Source organism: Curtobacterium sp. NPDC087080 (genome assembly GCF_044745105.1).
GTDB lineage: Bacteria > Actinomycetota > Actinomycetes > Actinomycetales > Microbacteriaceae > Curtobacterium.
In genome coordinates, this window is the sequence record NZ_JBIUZP010000001.1 from 94862 (window position 1) to 114877 (window position 20016).

17 protein-coding genes are annotated in these 20016 nt (G+C 72.4%); 7 read left to right on the plus strand and 10 right to left on the minus strand.

What is annotated here, in order from left to right; all coding sequences use genetic code 11:
* Nucleotides 1-95 precede the first annotated feature (95 nt).
* Nucleotides 96-1154, minus strand: a complete 1059-nt coding sequence (gene rsgA, locus ACIPEQ_RS00445; protein WP_250368475.1) for a ribosome small subunit-dependent GTPase A — start codon at nucleotides 1152-1154, stop codon at nucleotides 96-98.
* Nucleotides 1155-1158: 4 nt separating this feature from the next.
* Nucleotides 1159-2538 (minus strand): 3-phosphoshikimate 1-carboxyvinyltransferase, encoded by a 1380-nt coding sequence (gene aroA / locus ACIPEQ_RS00450; RefSeq protein WP_402713393.1) that lies wholly within the window; start codon nucleotides 2536-2538, stop codon nucleotides 1159-1161.
* 121 nt (nucleotides 2539-2659) lie between these two features.
* Here aroA and ACIPEQ_RS00455 point away from each other — a divergent pair, with 121 nt between their 5' ends.
* Both ACIPEQ_RS00455 and ACIPEQ_RS00460 read left to right on the plus strand, forming a co-directional pair.
* Nucleotides 2660-3436 (plus strand): sigma-70 family RNA polymerase sigma factor, encoded by a 777-nt coding sequence (locus ACIPEQ_RS00455; protein ID WP_402713395.1) that lies wholly within the window; start codon nucleotides 2660-2662, stop codon nucleotides 3434-3436.
* The gene (locus ACIPEQ_RS00460; protein WP_402713396.1) at nucleotides 3433-3675 is read left to right on the plus strand and encodes a zf-HC2 domain-containing protein; all 243 of its coding nucleotides are present in this window, start codon (nucleotides 3433-3435) and stop codon (nucleotides 3673-3675) included. Before ACIPEQ_RS00455 ends, ACIPEQ_RS00460 begins: the two co-directional genes overlap by 4 nt.
* A 3-nt stretch (nucleotides 3676-3678) precedes the next feature.
* On the opposite strand, the gene ACIPEQ_RS00465 is transcribed toward ACIPEQ_RS00460, so the two are convergent.
* Entirely contained in the window at nucleotides 3679-5097 is a 1419-nt protein-coding gene (locus ACIPEQ_RS00465; RefSeq protein WP_402713398.1) for a LamG-like jellyroll fold domain-containing protein, read from the minus strand.
* A 50-nt stretch (nucleotides 5098-5147) separates the two neighbouring features.
* Nucleotides 5148-5723, minus strand: a complete 576-nt coding sequence (locus tag ACIPEQ_RS00470) for a hypothetical protein (protein WP_402713399.1) — start codon at nucleotides 5721-5723, stop codon at nucleotides 5148-5150.
* Between the two features lie 107 nt (nucleotides 5724-5830).
* Between ACIPEQ_RS00470 and ACIPEQ_RS00475 the strand changes: the two genes are divergently transcribed.
* On the plus strand, nucleotides 5831-6271 hold the full coding sequence (locus ACIPEQ_RS00475; RefSeq protein ID WP_402713401.1) for a GNAT family N-acetyltransferase: 441 nt from the start codon (nucleotides 5831-5833) through the stop codon (nucleotides 6269-6271).
* 155 nt (nucleotides 6272-6426) lie between these two features.
* On the opposite strand, the gene ACIPEQ_RS00480 is transcribed toward ACIPEQ_RS00475, so the two are convergent.
* Nucleotides 6427-10176 carry a multifunctional oxoglutarate decarboxylase/oxoglutarate dehydrogenase thiamine pyrophosphate-binding subunit/dihydrolipoyllysine-residue succinyltransferase subunit gene (locus ACIPEQ_RS00480; RefSeq protein WP_402713402.1) on the minus strand — a complete coding sequence of 1250 codons (3750 nt, stop codon included), beginning with the start codon at nucleotides 10174-10176 and terminating at the stop codon, nucleotides 6427-6429.
* Nucleotides 10177-10476: 300 nt separating this feature from the next.
* Between ACIPEQ_RS00480 and ACIPEQ_RS00485 the strand changes: the two genes are divergently transcribed.
* Complete coding sequence (locus ACIPEQ_RS00485) at nucleotides 10477-11916, plus strand: GuaB1 family IMP dehydrogenase-related protein (RefSeq protein ID WP_402713404.1); 1440 nt, start codon at nucleotides 10477-10479, stop codon at nucleotides 11914-11916.
* 155 nt (nucleotides 11917-12071) lie between these two features.
* On the opposite strand, the gene ACIPEQ_RS00490 is transcribed toward ACIPEQ_RS00485, so the two are convergent.
* The 4 genes from ACIPEQ_RS00490 to ACIPEQ_RS00505 all read right to left on the minus strand — a co-directional run bounded on the left by ACIPEQ_RS00490 (nucleotide 12072) and on the right by ACIPEQ_RS00505 (nucleotide 16505).
* Nucleotides 12072-13142 carry a hemolysin family protein gene (locus tag ACIPEQ_RS00490; protein ID WP_402714190.1) on the minus strand — a complete coding sequence of 357 codons (1071 nt, stop codon included), beginning with the start codon at nucleotides 13140-13142 and terminating at the stop codon, nucleotides 12072-12074.
* A gap of 23 nt (nucleotides 13143-13165) precedes the next feature.
* Nucleotides 13166-14572, minus strand: coding sequence for a hemolysin family protein (locus ACIPEQ_RS00495; protein WP_402713405.1), 1407 nt, complete (start codon nucleotides 14570-14572; stop codon nucleotides 13166-13168).
* A gap of 215 nt (nucleotides 14573-14787) precedes the next feature.
* Nucleotides 14788-15870 carry an NADH:flavin oxidoreductase/NADH oxidase gene (locus tag ACIPEQ_RS00500; protein ID WP_402713406.1) on the minus strand — a complete coding sequence of 361 codons (1083 nt, stop codon included), beginning with the start codon at nucleotides 15868-15870 and terminating at the stop codon, nucleotides 14788-14790.
* On the minus strand, nucleotides 15867-16505 hold the full coding sequence (locus ACIPEQ_RS00505) for an HAD family phosphatase (protein WP_250367256.1): 639 nt from the start codon (nucleotides 16503-16505) through the stop codon (nucleotides 15867-15869). The genes ACIPEQ_RS00500 and ACIPEQ_RS00505 overlap by 4 nt, the downstream gene beginning before the upstream one ends.
* A 24-nt stretch (nucleotides 16506-16529) precedes the next feature.
* Between ACIPEQ_RS00505 and ACIPEQ_RS00510 the strand changes: the two genes are divergently transcribed.
* Nucleotides 16530-17390, plus strand: a complete 861-nt coding sequence (locus tag ACIPEQ_RS00510) for an NAD(P)H-hydrate dehydratase (protein ID WP_402713408.1) — start codon at nucleotides 16530-16532, stop codon at nucleotides 17388-17390.
* 219 nt (nucleotides 17391-17609) lie between these two features.
* On the opposite strand, the gene ACIPEQ_RS00515 is transcribed toward ACIPEQ_RS00510, so the two are convergent.
* Nucleotides 17610-18326 carry a YceI family protein gene (locus ACIPEQ_RS00515; protein WP_402713409.1) on the minus strand — a complete coding sequence of 239 codons (717 nt, stop codon included), beginning with the start codon at nucleotides 18324-18326 and terminating at the stop codon, nucleotides 17610-17612.
* A gap of 61 nt (nucleotides 18327-18387) precedes the next feature.
* Between ACIPEQ_RS00515 and ACIPEQ_RS00520 the strand changes: the two genes are divergently transcribed.
* Entirely contained in the window at nucleotides 18388-19710 is a 1323-nt protein-coding gene (locus tag ACIPEQ_RS00520; RefSeq protein WP_402713411.1) for a hypothetical protein, read from the plus strand.
* Nucleotides 19707-20015, plus strand: a complete 309-nt coding sequence (locus ACIPEQ_RS00525) for an MTH1187 family thiamine-binding protein (RefSeq protein ID WP_209823493.1) — start codon at nucleotides 19707-19709, stop codon at nucleotides 20013-20015. Before ACIPEQ_RS00520 ends, ACIPEQ_RS00525 begins: the two co-directional genes overlap by 4 nt.
* Nucleotide 20016: the final 1 nt, after the last annotated feature.

The window sequence follows — 20016 nt, forward strand, 5'->3', positions numbered from 1 at the left end:
GGTACACCCGCGCCGGCGGGGGCCGGTCTGCCCGGGGTGCGGCTGCCCCGGGCCGTGCCCCGGGGTCGGTCCGCCCCGGGGCGTCAGCGCCGGGGTCAGTCCGCCCCGGGGTCCTCAGCGCCCATGCCGGTGAGCAGTGCGCGGAAGGAGTCGAGCCGTTCGACGCCCGTCGGACCGAGCTCCCCGTCGTGCACCCGGTCGACGATCTCCCAGTCGTGCGCCTGCGACAGCGGGATGCCGTCGGCGGACTCCCGCACCGGGACGGCGTGCGCCGCGAAGGCGCGGAAGACGTTCTCGGGCTGCACGTGGCCGAGCCCGAACGACCGGACGCCCGGCGTGTCGATGATCCAGCCGCCGTCGCGCACCCGCAGCGCGATCGAGGACGACGAGGTGTGCCGCCCCCGGCCCGTCACCGCGTTCACGACGCCGGTCGCCCGGGTCGACCCGGTGATCGCGTTGACGAGCGTGGACTTGCCGACGCCCGAGTGGCCGACGGTGACCGTGACCTGGTCGTCCAGCACCTCGTGCAGCGCGTCGAACGGCACGTCGTCGGAGCGGCTCGTGACGATCCGAAGGTCCAGGCACGCGAAGTGCGCCAGGAACGGCGCCGGGTCGGCGAGGTCGGTCTTCGTGATGCAGAGCACCGGGTCGAGCCCGGCGTCGAACGCCGCGACGAGGTACCGGTCGATGAGCCGCGGGCGCGGTTCGGGGTCGGCCGCGGCGACGACGATCAGCATCTGGTCGGCGTTGGCGACGATCACGCGCTCGACCTCGTCGCTGTCGTCGGCGCTCCGGCGCAGCAGGGTGGACCGCTCGGCGACCTTCACGATGCGGGCGAGCGAGCCCGGGTCGCCGGAGACGTCCCCGGCGAGGGACACGTGGTCGCCGGTCACGACCGACTTCTTGCCGAGCTCGCGGGCCTTCGTCGCGGTGATCACCCGTTCGTCGTCCTGCCCGGCCGACACCAGCACGCCGAAGCGTCCGCGGTCGACGTTCGTCACCCAGCCGGTCGGGGCGTCGTCGTAGCTCGGACGGGTCTTCGTGCGGGGCCGGTTGCCCTTCGGGTTCGGTCGGATCCGCACCTTGGACTCGTACTGCCCGTACGGCTCGTCCTCGTCGGTGTCGTCCCTGTCGACGTCGTCCCACCAGCTCACGGCGTCACGCTCCCGTCTCGACGGTCCGGCGAGGGCCCGTCCCGGTCGCCACGAGGTCCGCCCAGAGCTCGGGGAACTGCGGGAGGGTCTTCGCGGTGCAGCCGATGTCGTCGACGGCGACGCCGTCGACGACGAGGCCCACGAGGGCGCCCGCGGTCGCCATCCGGTGGTCGTCGTACGCGGCCCAGGCGCCGCCGTGCAGCGGTGCCGGGATGATCCGCAGGCCGTCGTCGAGTTCCTGCACCGCGCCTCCCGACCGGTTCACGTCGGCCGCGAGTGCGGCGAGACGGTCCGTCTCGTGGCCACGCAGGTGGCCGATCCCGGTGATCTCGCTCGGCTCGTCGGCCAACGCCGACAGCGCGACGAGCGCCGGTGCGAGCTCACCGCCGCGCGTCAGGTCGAGCGTGACCCCCGGCAGGGAGGCCCCACCCGCCACCCCGACGCCGCCGTCGAACACCAGGTCGTCACCGTCCCTCGTGACGGTCGCGCCCCACAGGGGCAGGAGCGTCTCGAGGTCGGCGCCGACCTGCGTGGTGTCGGTCGGCCAGGTGCGGATCCGGACGGTGCCGCCCGCGACGAGGGCGGCCGCCGCGAACGGCGCGGCGTTCGACAGGTCGGGCTCGATGACGACGTCACGCGCCGCGATCGGGCCCGGGTGCACGACCCACTCGCCGACGGCCGGCTGGTCCACCCGGACGCCGCGTGCGCGGAGCGCCGCGACGGTCATGTCGATGTGCGGCAGGCTCGGCAGCCGCTCGCCCACGTGAGTGAGGTGCAGGCCCTCGTCGAAGCGGGGTGCCGACAGCAGCAGGCCGGAGACGAACTGCGACGACGCCGACGCGTCGATCTCGAGACGACCGCCGCGGACCGCTCCGGTGCCGGTGAACGAGAACGGCATGGCGCCGCCGCCGTCGTCCGTCACGTCGACGCCGAGGTCGGCGAGGGCGCGGATGATCGCGCCCATCGGGCGCTTCCGGGCGTACGGGTCGCCGTCGACCGTCACGGGGCCGGTCGCGAGCGCGGCGAGCGGCGGCAGGAAGCGCATCACGGTGCCGGCGAGGCCGCAGTCGACGGCGACGTCACCGTGCATCGGCGCGGGCGTGATCCGCAGGTCCGGCCCGTACGGGTTCGGTGCTGCGCCGTCCGCGGGGACGGCCTCGTCGATGCCGACCCCGAGCTGGCGGAGTGCCGCGACCATCAGGGCCGAGTCGCGCGAGTGCAGGGGCAGGCGGATCGTCGAGGGGCCGTCGGCCAGCGCCGCGAGCACGAGCTCACGGTTCGTCAGTGACTTGGAGCCGGGCAGGGCGACGTCGCCGCGCAGGGGCCCGCGGGCGAGGGGGGCGATCCAGGGACCGGGCTGCTGGGAATGCGTCGACTCTGCCATCGGTTCACCAGGGTACTGAACACCCGCGGGAGGACCATTGGCGACAGTCACACTCGAGCGCACCCGGACGGCGCTGCCGGCCGTGCGGACGACGATCGGGCTCGGCCTAGACTCGTCCGTGATGACGACCGACGAACCGCAGGCAGCACCGCACGACCTGGTCGAGGAGACCGAGGCGCAGCTCGACGCGGTGTCCGAGGAAGCGGACGCCCTCGAGCCCGAGGCCGAGCCCGCCGACGAGAAGACCGTCTCCGAGGCCGAGCTGCGGTCGTTGTTCGAGGCGCAGGCGCTCCCGTTCATGGACCAGCTCTACGGCGCCGCGATGCGGATGACCCGCAACCCGGCCGACGCCTCGGACCTGGTGCAGGAGACCTTCGTCAAGGCGTACGCGGCGTTCCGGCAGTTCCGGCAGGGCACCAACCTCAAGGCGTGGCTCTACCGGATCCTGACGAACACGTTCATCAACACGTACCGCAAGAACCAGCGGAACCCGTACCAGGGCACGATCGACGAGCTCGAGGACTGGCAGCTCGGCGGCGCCGAGAGCGTCACGCAGTCAGTGTCCGCGCGCTCCGCCGAGGCCGACGCGATCGACCACCTGCCGTCCTCCGCCGTGAAGGACGCGCTCCAGTCGATCCCCGAGGACTTCCGGATGGCCGTGTACTTCGCGGACGTCGAGGGCTTCTCCTACCAGGAGATCGCCGACATCATGAAGACCCCCGTGGGGACGGTCATGAGCCGTCTCCACCGTGGCCGCCGACTCCTCCGCGGGCTCCTGGCGGACCACGCACGCGAGACCGGCATCGTCCCGGACGCAGCGTCGACGGCGACGATGCGCGGGCGGGGCCGGAAGACGACTGCGGCCGCTGGCCGCACCGACGGGAAGGACGCACGATGAGCGGCTGCGACTGCTCGAAGGCCAAGGCCGAGCTCGAGGAGTTCCTCCACGACGAGCTCTGCCGCGAGGACGCTGCGGACATCCGCGAGCACATGGAGTCCTGCGAGGACTGCACGAGCGAGCACCGCGTGGGCGTCGTCCTCACGGAGACCGTGAAGCGCGCCTGCGCCGAGACCGCTCCGGACCAGCTCCGGACGGAGATCCTGGCGCGGATCCGCGTGGAGCAGTCGACGCACTAGCGGTCACCGCCCGAGCATGAAGTGCGTCGCGACCGCCGTCCAGGGCAGTTCGCGGTTGTAGACACGTGCCGTGTCGACGTCGCCGACGAAGTTCGGCGCTCCCTCGTCGGCCGCGGGCCAGTCGGCGGTGGACTCGAGCCCGACGCGCCAGTAGCCGTCGAACGTGGACGGTTCGGTGGTGTCGGTCCGGCTGGCCACCTCGACGCCGTCCAGCCAGAGCGCCGTCCGGCCACGCGTCGACGTGCCGACGGCCATGTGCCACAGGCCGTCGTCGACCCGAGTGGACGAGGTGACCGCCCGCCGGGTCGCGTCGACGCCGTCCTGCACCCCGAACGCCAGGGTTCCGTCCGAGGTGACGTAGAGGCGGCGGTCCGTGTGCTCGGACGCGGTCGTCTGCCCGGAGCCGAAGGACATGATGCTGCCCTGTGCGCGCTCCGTCCGGAACCAGATCTCGATGCTGGAGGTGGAGGGAGCCTGGATCCTCGTCGTGCTGGTGACACGCGGCGGATCGTCGGCGTCCTCGAACCGGAGGGACGGGTTGCCCGTGCACGAGGCGTTCAGCCGATGCGCGTTCCCCGTGATCACCCCGGGCTGGAGGTGGACCCGGTCGACGACGTCCGGACCCGACTTCTCGTCGAAGTCCCACGCCAGCGACGGGTTGTCCAGGAACCCGCGGTAGCACGGGAAGGACGGCGCCGTCGCCGCCGACACCGCTGCCCCGGTGTCCGCCGAGAAGGCCGCGTTCGCCCCGGACCCGGTGCCGATCGCGGCGGCGGTCACGGCGGCGAGGACGGCGAGGAGCGTCACCGGGGACGACGAGGGTGACCCCGGCACGGCGGGCAGCGGGGTGACGAGGTCCGCACGCGGGGTACCGCACCGACGACACGGAGCGCCGTCGCGGATCTCCCGGTCGCGCTCGGCGAGGAAGAGGAGGGCGAGCCCGAGCGCGAGCGCTCCGGCGATGTGCGCGGTGTCACGCTCGCGGAGCCACGTCGCCGGGAGGCCGACCGCGGGGAACCGCAGCAGGGCGACGCCGCGGACCGCCGACGGTGACACGGCACTCCGGTCGGGCCGCGGGTTGGCGTCCCCGCGGAGGACGAGCATCCCGTCCTCCCGCACCCGGTCGAGACGGTGCAGGCGGAGGCGGCCCGGATGATCGGGGTCGTCCACCAGCAGGACCCGTCCCGGCGTGCGGGCGGTCTCCGGCAGTGGTGCTGCGGCGACGACGTCCCCGACCTGGACGGCCGGGGCCATGGAGCCGCTCACCACCGTGGTCGTCTGCCAGCCGAGGCACGCGGGCACGAGCGCCCACAGGAGCAGGGCGACAGCCGTCAGGAGCAGGGTCCTGGCTGTGGTGGCGATCCCGAGCGCGACGGCGTCGCTCGTGCAGCGCCGCCCGGTGCGGGTCGTGTCGCGGGGCATCGTTCGTCCTCCCTCGGTCCGGTGGTGGTGTGCGGCTCCGGAAGTGGCCGCTACGTCGTCTGCGCCTCCCACACGAACGTGGTCGACGCGGAGGTGCCCTGCGCCGAGTTCGGGGTGTCCTCGCCGAGGCGGTACGTGATGCGGTAGACCGTGTCCTCCGTGCCGGTGGTCGGCGTCCAGGAGCCGTGGCCGTCGGCGAACGAGGTCGATGCCGCGAGGGCGCCCAGCGTGTCGGCGAAGACGCCGTCCTGCGCGGTGAAGCCCTCGCAGCCGGGCCCGGTCGCGGTCCCGCGTTCGACGATGAGGTCGAGGTGGTCCGCGGCACCGCCGTCGACGACGTCCGCGCCGTAGAAGCGGACCTCCGCCGGACTCGAGGTCGTCGCGGTGACGGTGAGGCACTGCTCGCCGGTGTCACCGGGGACGAGGTCGTCGACCTCGAACAGGGCGGTGCCCTGGTGGTCGTCGTCGAGCGCGACGGTGCCGGTGCGCCAGTTGTTGCCGGCGTTGTCGGTCGAGCCGGAGAACGCGGCGTAGGACGCGCCGGAGATCACCGCGGCGCTGGCGACGAGGGCCAGCGGGACGGCGACGAGGGCGCTGCGGCGGCTGGAGCGGGCAGAGAGGTGCATGGTGTCTCCTTCGAGTGGACGAGTCCCATGAAGGATACGAAATATCAAGTGTTTTCACAAGCGTGTGCTCGTCGTCACACGTCGCCGGCGCTGGGTAGGGTCGCCCCATGACCCTCACCGCCGAGTCGATCACCACCTGGTCCGACACGGACGTCGCCGACGTCACCGCCCTCGTCCGTCTGCTCGGGCACGTCGTCGACGAGTCTGCCATGCGCGCACGGCTGGAGCGGCTCGTGCCCGAGGCCGGGCACCGCACGTGGCTGGTCCGTGGCGACGACGGTCGCGCGGTCGCCGTGGCCGGGGCGCAGGTCACATGGTCGTACGCGAGCGACGAGCCCACGGCGCAGCTCCTGCTGCTGGTGGTCGACCCAACGGCCAGGAGGCACGGCACGGGTTCCGCGCTCATCGACACGTTCGAGACGTGGGCGACCGACCAGGGCGCGCACCGCCTCAGCGCCGTGTCCGCCGCCGCGACCGACAGCGCGCACCGCTTCTACCAGAAGCGCGGGTACCACGAGGCCGGCGTCCGCTACACGAAGCTCCGGTAGCCCCGCGCTCGCGCAGCCCGCCGGTGCTGCTGACGCCGTACCGGTCGGTCCTGCGCCCCGACGCGACGATGCGCCCCGGACGCGACGATGCGCCCCCGACACGACGATGCGCCCCGTCTCCACGGGGCGCATCGTGCGTCAGGGGGCGCGGCGGGTCAGCCGAGTGCCTTCCGGACGACGTCGGCGGCCTCACCCGCGGAGCGCTTCGACGATCCCGTCGCCGGTGCGGCGCTCGCCGGGCGCGAGGCCACGGAGAGCGGACGGCCGTCGAGGTGCGGCGACAGGTTCATGCAGACGAACGGCCAGGCGCCCTGGTTCTCCGGCTCCTCCTGCGCCCAGACGACCTCGGCCTGCGGGTAGCCGGCGAGCACCTGCAGCAGCTCGTCGAGGGGGAGCGGGGCGAGCTGCTCCAGCCGCACGAGGGCGACGTCGGTCGCGCCGGACTTGTCGAGCTCGGCGCGGAGGTCGTGGTGCACCTTGCCCGAGTGCAGCACGACGCGGCGCACGGCTCCCTTGTCGGTCACGCGGTCGTCGTCGAGCACCTCGCGGAACGACCCGCTCGTGAACGCCTCGACCGGGCTCGTCGCCTGGCGCAGGCGGAGCATGGCCTTCGGCGTGAACACGACGAGCGGCTTCTGCGGGCGCTCCCACGCCTGGCGACGGAGCAGGTGGAACCACGAGGCCGGCGTCGAGGGACGCGCGACGATCATGTTGTCCTCGGCGCAGAGCTGCAGGTAGCGCTCGATGCGCGCCGAGGAGTGGTCCGGCCCCTGGCCCTCGTAGCCGTGGGGGAGCAGCAGCACCAGACCGGAGCGCTGGCCCCACTTCTGCTCGGCGGACGAGATGAACTCGTCGATGACGGTCTGCGCGCCGTTCGCGAAGTCGCCGAACTGCGCCTCCCAGAGCACGAGGGCCTCGGGACGTTCGACCGAGTAGCCGTACTCGAACGCCATCGCCGCGTACTCACTGAGCAGCGAGTCGTAGATGTACAGGCGGGCCTGGTCCTCGGCGACGTTGGCGAGCGGCAGCCACTCCTGCCCGTTCACCCGGTCGTGGAAGACCGCCTGGCGCTGCACGAACGTGCCACGTCGGGCGTCCTGGCCGGCGAGTCGGACGGGCTTGCCCTCGACCAGCACCGAGCCGATCGCCATGAGCTCCGCCATCGCCCAGTCGATGCCGCCGGAGCGGGTCATCTCGGTGCGCTTGGTGAGGAGCTGCTGCAGCTTCGGGTGGATCGAGAAGCCGGCGGGCGGGTTGCTGTGTGCGTCGCCGATGGCCCGGACGAGCTCCTCGGAGATCGCCGTGTCGTGCACCTCGACCTCGGCGTCGTCGCGCTGCGCGGTGGGACGCTCGAGGCCGTCCACCGCGCCGTCGTCGTCCGTCGTGATGACGGGCATCGTGCCGGTCTGCGCCTCGTGGGTCTCGGCGAAGGCGCGCTCGAGGCGGTCCTGGAAGTCGCGGTGCGCCTCGTCGTACTCCTCCTGCGTGATGTCACCGCGGCCGACGAGGGCCTCGGTGTACAGCGTGCGGACGGAGCGCTTCGCCTCGATGAGGTTGTACATGAGGGGCTGCGTCATCGAGGGGTCGTCGCCCTCGTTGTGGCCGCGGCGGCGGTAGCAGACGAGGTCGATGACGACGTCGCGGTGGAACTCCTCGCGGTAGGCGAAGGCGAGCTCCGCGACACGCGCCACGGCCTCGGGGTCGTCCCCGTTGACGTGGAAGATCGGCGCCTGGATCGTCTTCGCCACGTCGGTCGAGTACACCGAGGTGCGCGCGGACTCCGGGGGCGTGGTGAACCCGACCTGGTTGTTGATGACGAGGTGGACCGTGCCGCCCGTGCGGTAGCCGCGGAGCTGCGACATCTGCAGGGTCTCGACGACGACGCCCTGGCCGGCCATGGCGGCGTCACCGTGCACGAGCACCGGCAGCACGCCGAAGGTGCCCGGCGGGGTCCGGTCCTGCTTGGCGCGGACGATGCCCTCGAGCACGCCGTCGACGGCCTCGAGGTGCGACGGGTTCGCGGCGATGGTCACGGGGATGCTCGAGCCGTCCGAGGCACGGAAGAGCCCCTCGGTGCCGACGTGGTACTTGACGTCGCCCGAGCCCTGGCCGGACACGGCACCGGGCAGCGACGAGCCCTCGAACTCGCGGAAGATCTGCCCGTAGGTCTTCCCGGCGATGTTCGTCAGGACGTTGAGCCGGCCGCGGTGGGCCATGCCGATCGCGACCTCGTCGAGGCCGGCGCCCGCGGCGTGCTGGATGAGGGTGTCGAGGAACGCGATGGTCGACTCGCCGCCCTCGAGCGAGAAGCGCTTCTGGCCGACGTACTTCGTCTGCAGGAAGGTCTCGAACGCCTCGGCCTCGTTGAGCTTGCCGAGGACGCGCAACTGCTCGTCCTTCGACGGCTTCGAGTACGGCACCTCGATGTGCCCCTGGACCCAGCGACGCTGCTCCGGGTCCTGGATGTGCATGTACTCGACGCCGACGGTGCGGCAGTAGGCGTCGCGCAGGATGCCGAGCACGTCGCGCAGCGGTGCGGTCGTGGTGCCGGCCAGGCCGCCGGTGACGAACTCGCGGTCGAGGTCCCAGAACGTCAGCCCGTGGTTCTCGAGCTCGAGGTCCGGGTGCGTGCGCTGCCGGTACTCGAGCGGGTCGATGTCCGCCATCAGGTGTCCGCGCACCCGGAAGCTGTTGATGAGCTCCTGCACGCGGGACGTCTTGTTGACGCGGTGCGCCAGGTCGACGTTGATGTCGTTCGCCCACTGGATGGGCTTGTAGGGGATGCGCAGCGCCGAGAAGATGCCCTCGTAGAAGCCGTGCTCGCCGATGAGGCGCTCGTGCACCTTCTTCAGGTACTCGCCCGACCCGGCACCCTGGATGACGCGGTGGTCGTAGGTGCTCGTCAGCGTGATCGTCTTGCCGACGCCCAGCTCGACCAGGGTCTTCGTCGCGGAGCCCTGGAACTGCGCCGGGTACTCGAGCGCGCCGGCGCCGATGATCGACCCCTGGCCCTTCGTCAGGCGCGGGACCGAGTGCACGGTGCCGATGCCGCCCGGGTTGGTGAGCGAGATCGTCGTGCCCTGGAAGTCCGCCGGCGTGAGCTTGTTGTCGCGGGCGCGCTTGACGAGGTCCTCGTAGGCGGAGAGGAACTGGCCGAAGGTCAGGGTCTCGGCACGCTTGATGCTCGGGACGAGGAGCGAGCGGGTGCCGTCCTTCTTCGGGACGTCGATGGCGATGCCGAGGTTCACGTGCGCGGGCTCGACCACGAAGGGCTTGCCGTCGCGCTCCTCGTAGAACACGTTCTGGCTCGGGAAGTCCTTCAGCGCCTGCACCATCGCCCAGCCGATCAGGTGCGTGAAGGAGATCTTGCCGCCGCGGGCACGACGCAGGTGGTTGTTGACGACGATGCGGTTGTCGATCATCAGCTTCGCCGGGATCGTCCGGACGCTGGTCGCCGTCGGGACCGTGAGCGAGGCGTCCATGTTCGAGGCCAGCGTCTTCGCCATGCCCCGGAGCGGGGTCGCCACGTCCTCGTGGGTCTCCTCGTGGTCGTCGGCCTGGTCGTTTGCCTCGGCCGGGATCGGCTGCGGGGTCGGCTGCCGCGAGGTCGTCTTGGCCTGGATCGGACCGCCCGGCTTCGCCTCGGCCGGGACGTCACCCGTGGCGGGCTGCTGCGTGGTCGACTGCGACGACGACTGCGCGGGAGCGGGAGAGTCGGACCGGGCGGAGCCGCCGGCGGCGGAGGAACCGGTCTGCGAGCGGTGGTAGCTCTCGAGCACGGGCCACCAGGACTCGTCGACGGACTCCTTGTCGGCGACGAACTGCTCGTAGAGCTCGTCGACCAGCCACTCGTTCGCCCCGAATTCGCCCGCGGTCTCGTCCGTACCCGTCAGATGGCTCGACACAGCCGATCGCCCACTCTCCGTCGATAGATGCTCGTGTGTGTCGTGCGGGGCAACCCTGCTCCGCACTGGCCGCCAGCCTAGCCGTTCCGCGCCGACCGTTCGGTGACCGTCGGACGCGCGCCGCGCCTCCCGGCCGCACTCGCGCGTGTCGGGACGGGACCCGCTCACCGGGACGGTCGCACGGACGACGGGTGTCGTGCAGCCGGGCGGCACGGTGGGCCGGCGGCACGGCCCGACGAGCACCGTGGCGGCACAGCCGAGCACGTGTCCGCGCGACTGCGGGGCCGTACAGTTGCACCCATGAGGTTCTACGAGACGCGGCCGACGCACGACCTGACCTACTCCGACGTGTTCCTCGTGCCGAGCCGGTCCGGGGTGACGAGCCGCTTCGACGTGGACCTCGCCACGAACGACGGCACGGGTGCCACGATCCCGATCGTCAGCGCCAACATGAACTCGGTGACGGGTCCGCGCCTCGCCGCGACCCTCGCCCGCCGCGGTGGTCTCGGGGTGCTGCCGCAGGACATGCACCTGCAGGACCTCGACGCCGCGATCCGCTGGGTCAAGGAGCAGCCGGTCGACTTCGACACCGCCTACGACATGCGCGCCGACACCACGGTGGCCGAGGCACTCGAGCAGCTCCTGCCCGTCGCCGGCCGCGGGGTCGTCGTCCGTGACGGCGCGGGGGAGTACCTCGGCTGCGTGCCGGCCGCCCGACTCGGCACCGCCGGTGCGGACGCCACGATCGGTGACCTGCTGCACGGACCCTCCACGGCGATCGACGCCGAGGACGCCGGCACCCCGCGGCACGTGTACGACGTGCTCTCGGCCGCCGAGGTCGACTTCGCGCCCGTCGTCCGTCACGGCCGGGTCGTCGGCACCACCAGCCAGACCAGTGCGATCCGCCAGGACATCTACACGCCGGCCGTCGACGGGGAGGGGCGCCTCCGGGTCGCCGCAGCGGTCGGCATCAACGGCGACGTCGCCGCGAAGGCGAAGGCCCTCGCCGCGGCCGGGGTCGACGTGCTCGTGCTCGACACCGCGCACGGTCACCAGGAGGGCATGCTCCGCGCGCTCCGCACCGTCTCGGCGCTCGACCTCGGGCTGCCGATCGTCGCCGGCAACGTCGTCACCGCCGACGCCGTCGCGCACCTCGTCGACGCCGGTGCGACCATCATCAAGGTCGGCGTCGGCCCGGGCGCGATGTGCACCACGCGCATGATGACGGCCGTCGGTCGTCCGCAGTTCTCCGCCGTGCTCGAGGCCGCCGCGGCCGCCCGGTCGCTCGGAGCGCACGTCTGGGCGGACGGTGGCGTCCGCTACCCCCGCGACGTCGCGCTCGCCCTGGCCGCCGGCGCGTCGAGCGTCATGATCGGCTCGTGGTTCGCCGGCACGCTCGAGGCACCGGGCGTGCTCCGTCGCGACGCCGCGGGCAAGGCGTACAAGGAGAGCTGGGGCATGGCGTCGGCGAAGGCCGTCCGGGAGCGCTTCGAGCGGCTCGACCCCTACGAGCGGGCACGCAAGGCGCTCTTCGCCGAGGGCATCTCGTCGTCGACGATCTACCTCGACCCGGAACGCCCGAGCGTCGAGGACCTGCTCGACATGATCACCACCGGCATCCGCAGCTCCGCGACGTACGCGGGGGCGTCCTCGCTCGCCGAGTTCTCGGAGCGGGCGCTCGTCGGCATCCAGTCGGCTGCCGGCTACGAGGAGGGCAAGCCGCTCCCCGTGAGCTGGTAGCCGGCCCGGCCGGCCCGAGTCTCGGCCTGAGCGACGTCTCTCGGGCCGAGGAGCGCGAGGAACGTCGCTGAGCGCGAGTCTCGGGTCCGCGACCGACAGACGGACGGGAGGCGCGGTGCCAGCTGGCACCGCGCCTCCCGTCCGTCGGGCGCGGTCTACCGCCGTCGGGTCGCGTCCTCGACGGTGCCCACGAGTTCCTCGAGGATGTCCTCGAGGAACAGCACACCGATCGTGCGTCCCTCGGCGTCGAACGCCCGCGCCACGTGGCGACCGGCGGCACGCATGGTCGCGAGGGCGTCCTCGAGGTCCATGTCCGTGTACAGCGAGATGAGCTGCCGGATCCGCTTCGGCGGCACCGGCACGTCGAACTCGTCCGGGCGCAGGTCGATGACGTCCTTCACGTGCACGTAGCCCGTCGGGTCGCCGTCGTCGCCGACGAGGACGTACCGCGAGAAGCCGCGCTGGGCGACCGCACGCTCGACGTCCTCGGGGGTGGCGTCCTCGGGGAGCGTGACCAGGTCGGACATCGGCACGGCGACGTCCCTGACCTTCTTCTCCGTGAACTCGAACGCCATCGCGAGCTTGCCGTCGTCCGTGAGCGTGCCCTCGCGACGGGACTGCTCGACGATCGTCTGGACCTCCTCCACGGTGAACGCGCTGACGGCCTCGTCCTTCGGCTCGACCTTGAACAGGCGGAGCACGGCGTTCGCGGTCTCGTTCAGGCCGACGATCACCCAGTGCAGGGCGTGCCCGATGTACCAGAGGGTCGGGACGAGCAGCAGCGCGGCCCGGTCGGGCATCGAGAACGAGATGTTCTTCGGCACCATCTCGCCGAACACCACGTGCAGGAAGGACACGAGCAGCAGCGTGAACACGAAGGCCACGGTGCCGATCACCTCGACGCTCCAGCCGGTCAGCCCGAGCGGAGCCTCGAGCAGGTGGTGGATCGCCGGCTCGGACACGTTGAGGATCAGGAGCGAGCACACCGTGATGCCGAGCTGCGTGGTGGCGAGCATGCGGGTCGCGTGCTCCATCGCGGCGAGCGTCGTCTGCGCGGCCTTGGAACCGGCCTCGGCGCGCGGCTCGATCTGCGAGCGGCGGGCGGAGATGACGGCGAACTCGGCGGCGACGAAGTAGGCGTTGCCGAGCAGCAGGACGACGAGCCAGAAGATGCCCCACCAGTCGGAGCTGCTCGACGCGGACTCACCGGCGGCGAGGACGACCATCCCGTCGTGCACGGACGTGGCGCTCATCGGGAGCCCTCCTTCGTGGCGGGGATGATGATCCCGGTGGCCGGGCGCTGCGCGGTCGCGGTGCTGCCGGTCGCCCTGCTGCCCGTCGTGGTCGGGACGGGGTCGGGGCGGTTCGGGGTCCAGCGGACGCGGTCGACCCGGCGCCCGTCCAGCCGCTCGACGCGGAACACACCGTCGTCGAGCGCGACCTCGTCGCCGACCGCGGGCAGGCGCCCGAGCGAGGACATGATGAATCCGCCGACGGTCTCGTACGGGCCGTCCTCCGGCACCGTCACACCGGCGCGGTCCTCGAGCTCGTCGGGGCGCAGCAGCCCGGGGAAGGTCAACCAGTTGCGGGAGCGCACGACGTCGATGCGGGCGCGGTCGTGTTCGTCGGACACCTCGCCGACGATCTCCTCGACGAGGTCCTCGAGCGTGACGACACCGGCGGTGCCGCCGTACTCGTCGACGACGATCACCATCTGGTACCCGCGGCTCCGGACCTCGGCGAGCAGGGTGTCGCCGGGCATGGTCTCGGGCACGCGCTCGGCCTCGGTCATCAGGGCACCGACGGGGACCTCGGGGCGCTTCTCGCGCGGGACCGCGACCGCCTGCTTGACGTGCACGATGCCGACGACGTCGTCAGCGTCCTCCTCGATGACGGGGAAGCGGCTGAAGCCGGTCCGGCGGGCCAGGGCGAGGACGTCGTCCGCCGACTCCGAGACGCGGATGGTCGACAGCCGCGGGCGCGGGGTCATCACGTCGCTCGCGTCCAGCTCGGAGAACGCGATCGTGCGCTGGAGCAGCGTCGCGGTGTCCTGCTCGAGCGAGCCCTCCGATGCCGAACGGCGCAGGAGGGAGCTGAGCTCCTCGGCGCTGCGGGCACCCGACAGTTCCTCCTGCGGTTCGATGCCCATCGAGCGCAGGACGGCGTTGGCGGTGCCGTTGAGCAGGGCGACCGCGGGCTTGAACACGGTGGTGAAGGCGATCTGCAGCGGGACGACGAGCCGCGCGGTCTGCAGCGGGAGCGCGAGCGCGAAGTTCTTCGGCACGAGCTCGCCGAGGATCATCGACAGCAGCGTGGCGATGACGAGTGCGACGATCGAGCCGACGGTCTCGACGACCGCCTCGGGCAGCTGCATCGCGAGGAACGGTGCCTCGAGCAGTGTCGCGATCGAGGGCTCGAGCAGGTAGCCGGTCAGCAGCGTCGTCAGCGTGATGCCGAGCTGCGCGCTCGACAGGTGCGTCGAAGTGACCTTCAGCGCGCCGATCACGGGCGCCAGGCCGGTCTCGCCGCGGTCGCGCCGGGCCTCGACCTCGGCGCGGTCGAGGTTCACGAGCGCGAACTCCGAGGCGACGAAGACACCGGTACCGAGGGTCAGCAGGATGCCGCCGACCAGCATGACGATGTCGAGGGGACTCATTCTCCACCTCCCGACACAGGGGAAGCGGGGCTGCTCACCGAGTGAGCGCCGGATGAGTGGGAAGGCGAAGAGGAATTCGGAGGATCGTCCACAGTGAGCAACATCGTACCGGGTGCGCGGAGGCGGAGCCGAGAGGACGTACAGGGAGTGCGCCGCGCCTCCCGTCGGTGCGTGGTGACCGGACGGGAGGCGCGACGCGCGTCACGGAGGCCGGCCTACGCCGTGACGCGCGCGCGGTGGTACTGCTGCGGCTCGTAGTCGAGGGTGACGCCGAGTTCGGCCGCGGCCCGGAGCGCGAACGCAGGGTCGCGGAGGAACTCCCGCCCGACCATGACGACGTCCGCCTGGCCGGTGGCGACGACCTGCTCGGCCTGGAACGCGGTGGAGATCATGCCCACCGCGATCGTGCCGATGCCGGCGTCGCGCTTGACCCGCTCGGCGAACGGGACCTGGTACCCGGGGCCGACCGGGATCGGGGCCTTCGCGACGTTGCCGCCGGTCGAGACGTCGGCCAGGTCGGCGCCGTGCTCGGCGGCCCAGCGCGCGACCTGCACGGTGTCCTCGACGGTGAGCCCGCCGTCGACCCAGTCGGTGGCCGAGAACCGGACGACCACGGGGAAGCCCGCGCCGACCTCGGCGCGGACCGCGTCGATCGTCTCGAGCAGCGCCCGGGCGCGGTTCTCGAGCGAGCCGCCGTAGGCGTCCGTGCGGTGGTTGCTCAGCGGCGACAGGAACTGGTGCAGCAGGTAGCCGTGGGCGGCGTGCAGCTCGACGAGGTCGAAGCCCGCCTCGACCGCGCGTCGGGCAGCAGCGGCGAACGCGAGGGCGACGACACGGATGTCCTCGGTCTCGAGCTCGCGCGGCACCGCGTAGCCGTCGAAGGCCACGGCCGACGGGGCGACCGTCGCCCAGCCGCCCTCGGACTCGGGCACGCTGCCCGACGTCCCGGACCAGGGGCGGTACGTCGAGGCCTTGCGCCCGGCGTGCGCGAGCTGGATGCCGGCAGCGGCGCCCTGCGCGTGCAGGAAGTCGACGATCGGCCGGAAGGCGTCGCGCTGCTCGTCGTTCCACAGCCCGACGTCCTGCGGGCTGATCCGGCCCTCGGGCACGACGCCGGCGGCCTCGACGACGACCGCACCCGCGCCGCCCTTGGCGAACCCGCCGAGGTGCACGAGGTGCCACGGCGTCGGGACGCCGTCCTGCTGCTCGACCGAGTACTGGCACATCGGCGAGACCCAGAGACGGTTGCGGACGGTCAGGTCGCGGATGGTGATCGGTTCGAACAGGGCGTGCGTCACGCGGGTGCTCCTTCGGCGTTCCGTGCCGCCAGGTCCTGCAGGAAGGCCCGCAGTCCGGCCGGCGACGTGAAGTGGTGGCCGACCGCCCCGATCGCGTCTGCACCGGCGGCGTTCTCGGCCCTGTTGTCCACGAACACCATCTGCTCGGGCGTGATTCCCAGGCGCTCGCACGTGGTGCGGTAGACGGACGCGTCCGGCTTCAGGACGTGCTCCTCGGCGCTCACCACGACCGTCTCGAACACCGACCCCATCGGCGACCAGCGGTACGGGTCGCCGAAGTCGCGGCCGGCGTTCGAGAGCAGGGCGAGGCGCGTGCCGGCATCGTGCAGCTCCTCGACGATCGCCAGGACCTCGGGGTCGACCTCGAACCAGCCGGTGAAGTCGACGGCCCAGAAGCGGTGGACGTCGGTGAGGCTCCACCGGCGGCCGGTCCGGGCCGCGATCGCGCGCCAGTACTCGAGCACCGTGAGGTCGCCGCGGTCCAGGTCGTGCCGCAGCTCCTGGTACACCGGCAGCAGCTCGTCCGCGGGCACGCCGGTCATCGCGACGAGGGTGTCCCACGCGCCCTGCGGCGTCCGGCTGATCACCTCGCCGTAGTCGAAGACCACCACGCGACCGGGCAGGAACAGGCTCATGCGCTCCACCGTAACGTGGCGGTCGTGAACGACTTCGTCCCCTTCGCCCCGACCGACGCCGCCGCCTGGACCACCGCACCGCACGGCGAGTCGACCAAGTACCGCCGGGGAGTGCTCGGCGTCGCGACGGGTTCCGACCGGTACCCGGGAGCCGCCGTGATGGGCGTCGACGCCGCGGTGCACACCGGGGTCGGGATGGTCCGGTACGTCGGGCCGTCGCGGGCGACCGACCACGTGCTCACCCGGCGTCCCGAGGTGGTCTCCGGTGTCGGTCGCGTGCAGGCATGGCTGGTCGGATCGGGCATCTCGGCGGACTCGCTCGACGAGCTCGACCGGTCCACCGCCGACGCCTTCCGGCACGCCTCGGAGGACGGGGTGCCGGTGGTCGTCGACGCCGGGGCGATCCCGCTCGTCGACCTCGGCCCGCTCGCGGTGCTGACGCCGCACGCGGGGGAGCTCGCCCCGGTGCTCGACACGTCGCGCGAGACCGTCGAGCGCGACCCGGCGACGGCTGCGCTGCGCGCCGCGGAGCGGACCGGGAGCGTCGTCCTCCTCAAGGGCTCTGACACGCACGTGGCGACGCCGGACGGGTCGGTCCGGCTCGTGGCGTCGTCGGCGACGTCGTGGCTGGCCGCAGCCGGCGCGGGGGACGTGCTCGGCGGGGTGCTCGGAGCGCTCGTCGCCACGCGGCAGGGTGCCGCGGAGGCGTCCGGCGCGGCGCTCACGCCGTCGGACCTCGCACACCTCGCGGCGACGGCGGCGGTCGTGCACGGCGTCGCGGCGCGGCGGGCGTCGCGGGGTGGGCCCTTCACGATGACGGCGCTGATCGATCAGCTGAGCGGCGTGGTGCGGGACATGGTGGTCGACGGCGACGCGCGGGGATAGCGCGCGGCCGGGTGGGTGCGCGCTGCGAGCGTGGCGCTCCCCGCTGCGGAACGACAGATGCGATGTCGAGCGACAGCGGATCTGTCGTTCTGCGTCGTCGCGGCGACCGGATGACGGCCGGGAGGCGCGGGGCGGGCTCGCGGCGTGCCTCCCGGCCGGTGCTGGGGCACGTCAGGACGCCGGTCGCGTGACCGGGCGGGGTCGCGTCCGACCGGCGGGTCAGGACGCGGGGGTCGCGTGCACGAGGAACTCGACGGCGCCCGCGTCGTCGACCTGCACGAAGCCGAGGTCGGGGGCCTGCACGCCGAAGTCCGAGAACGTGATCGGGACCGTACCGGACACCGCGACACCGTCGCCGTCCAGCCCGATCTGCAGATCTGCGCGGACCGCTTTCGTGACGCCGTGCAGGGTGAGCTCGCCGTCGGCCCGGACCTCGGTCGTGCCGGAGCCGCTCGGGACGGCGTCGGCGATCGGCTCGCTGAGCGTGAAGGTCGCCTGCGGGAAGGCCGAGACGTCGAGGGCGGAGTCGCGGAAGTACGAGTCGCGCTGCGCCGAGTCGGTGGCGATGTCGGCGACCTGCACCGTGATCGTCGCCTCGCTGATCGAGGTCCCCGCGACCCGCGCCGAGCCGGTGACGCTGTCGGTCCGTCCGGTCACGGTGACGTCGGAGCCGTTGAGGACCTCGTGGACGCGGTAGCCGGCCTCGGAGTCCCCGCCCACGGTCCAGTCGCCGGACAGGTCGGCCGGGTCGAGCGTCGACGGGGCGCGGCTCGCGGCGACGGAGGGCGTCGCGGAGGCCTTCGCGTTCTCGTTCGAGGTGTACACGTTCGTCCCGACGGCGACACCGACGACGGCGAGCACCGCGACGAGCAGGACGATCCCCGCCCACACGAGGGGCTTGCGGGTGGCGGGGCGCTGGCGGGGGTCGGTGCTCACCGGGGAACGGTGACACGTCCTCCTCAGGGGAGCCTGTGGGTCGGGCCGCTACGCTCGCACGGTGCAGCAGCGGTTCCGGTGGGTCGAGGGCGTCTCGCTCGCCGTGGTCTTCGTCCTGGTGCACGCCGTGCTGTGGTGGCTCGCCACGACGGCGCCGAACCAGCCGCTGGGTGACGTCACCCTCGCCTACCGGCGGTGGATCGAGGTCGGGCGGATCGACCACTCGTGGGTCGGGGTCGACACCGACTGGGTGTACCCGGTGTTCGCGCTCGTGCCCATGGCTGCGGCGGCGCTGGGCGGCACCGCGGCGATCGCGAGCGGCTGGCTCACCATCATGGTGCTGCTCGACGCCGTGGCGTGCGCCTTCCTGTGGCGCTTCCGTGCGTTCGGCGTGCGGGTCGTGTGGTGGTGGCTCGTGTTCCTGCTCGCGCTCGGGCCGATCGCACTCGGACGGATCGACACCGTGGCCACCGCCCTGGCCCTCGTCGCGGTGGCCTTCGTCGTGACCCGTCCGGCGGTCGCGTCGGCGCTCTTCACTGCTGCGGCCTGGACCAAGGTCTGGCCGGCTGCACTCGTCGGCGTCCTGGTGCTGCTCCGACGGGGCCACCGGAGCGCCGTCGTGACCGGGGCACTCGTCGTGACCGGGCTGATCGTGCTCGTCGACGTGCTCTACGGGGGAGCGCCGCACCTGCTGTCCTTCGTCACGGAGCAGACCGACCGGGCGCTGCAGGTCGAGGCGCCGCTCGCGACGCCCTTCATGTGGGCGGCCGCACTCGGGGTGCCCGGGGCGGCGGTGTACTACGACCGCGAGATCCTGACCTTCGAGGTGTCCGGAGCGGGGACCCACGCCGCAGCAGCCCTGTCGACGCCGCTGATGGCACTGCTCGTGCTCGGCGGCGTGGTCCTCGCAGTGCTCGCGGTCCGCGGTGGTGCCCGTCGCACCGAGGTCGCGCCGGTCCTCGCGCTGCTGTTCGTCGCGGCGCTCATCGCCGTGAACAAGGTCGGGTCGCCGCAGTACGTGGGGTGGTACGCGGTCCCCGTCGTCTGGGGGCTGGTGGCCGGGTACCCGAGCGCGCGGCGCTTCCTGCCGGTGGCGATCGGACTGCTGCCCCTGGCACTGCTGACGCAGGTGATCTACCCGGGGTTCTACGACCAGCTGCTCGCGGTGCGCCCGTGGATGGTGTCCGTGCTCACGGTTCGGAACGTGCTCGAGGTCGCCGTGCTGGTGTGGGCGGTGGTCGTGCTGGTGCGGCTGGCTCGGCGTCCGTCGGGGCGTCCGTCGGGGCATTCACCGGGGCGTGCGTCGGGCTCGACGTCGACGTCGACGCCGGCGTCGGAGTCGTCGGTGCACGGGGGAGTCGACCGGGGCAGGATGGACGCATGATCGTCGCGTTCTCCGTCGCACCGTCCGGTGGTCCCTCGGCATCCTCGGACGGGTCCGTGCACGACGCGGTCGCCGCAGCGGTGCGCATCGTCCGTGAGTCCGGGCTGCCGAACCGCACCTCGTCGATGTTCACCGAGGTCGAGGGGGAGTGGGACGAGGTGATGGACGTCGTCAAGCGCGCCACCGAGGCCGTCGGCGCCCACGGCACGCGGGTGTCCCTCGTCCTCAAGGCCGACATCCGCCCCGGGCACACGGGCGAGATCGACGGGAAGCTCGAGCGGCTCGAGGCGGCACTCGGGGAGTAGC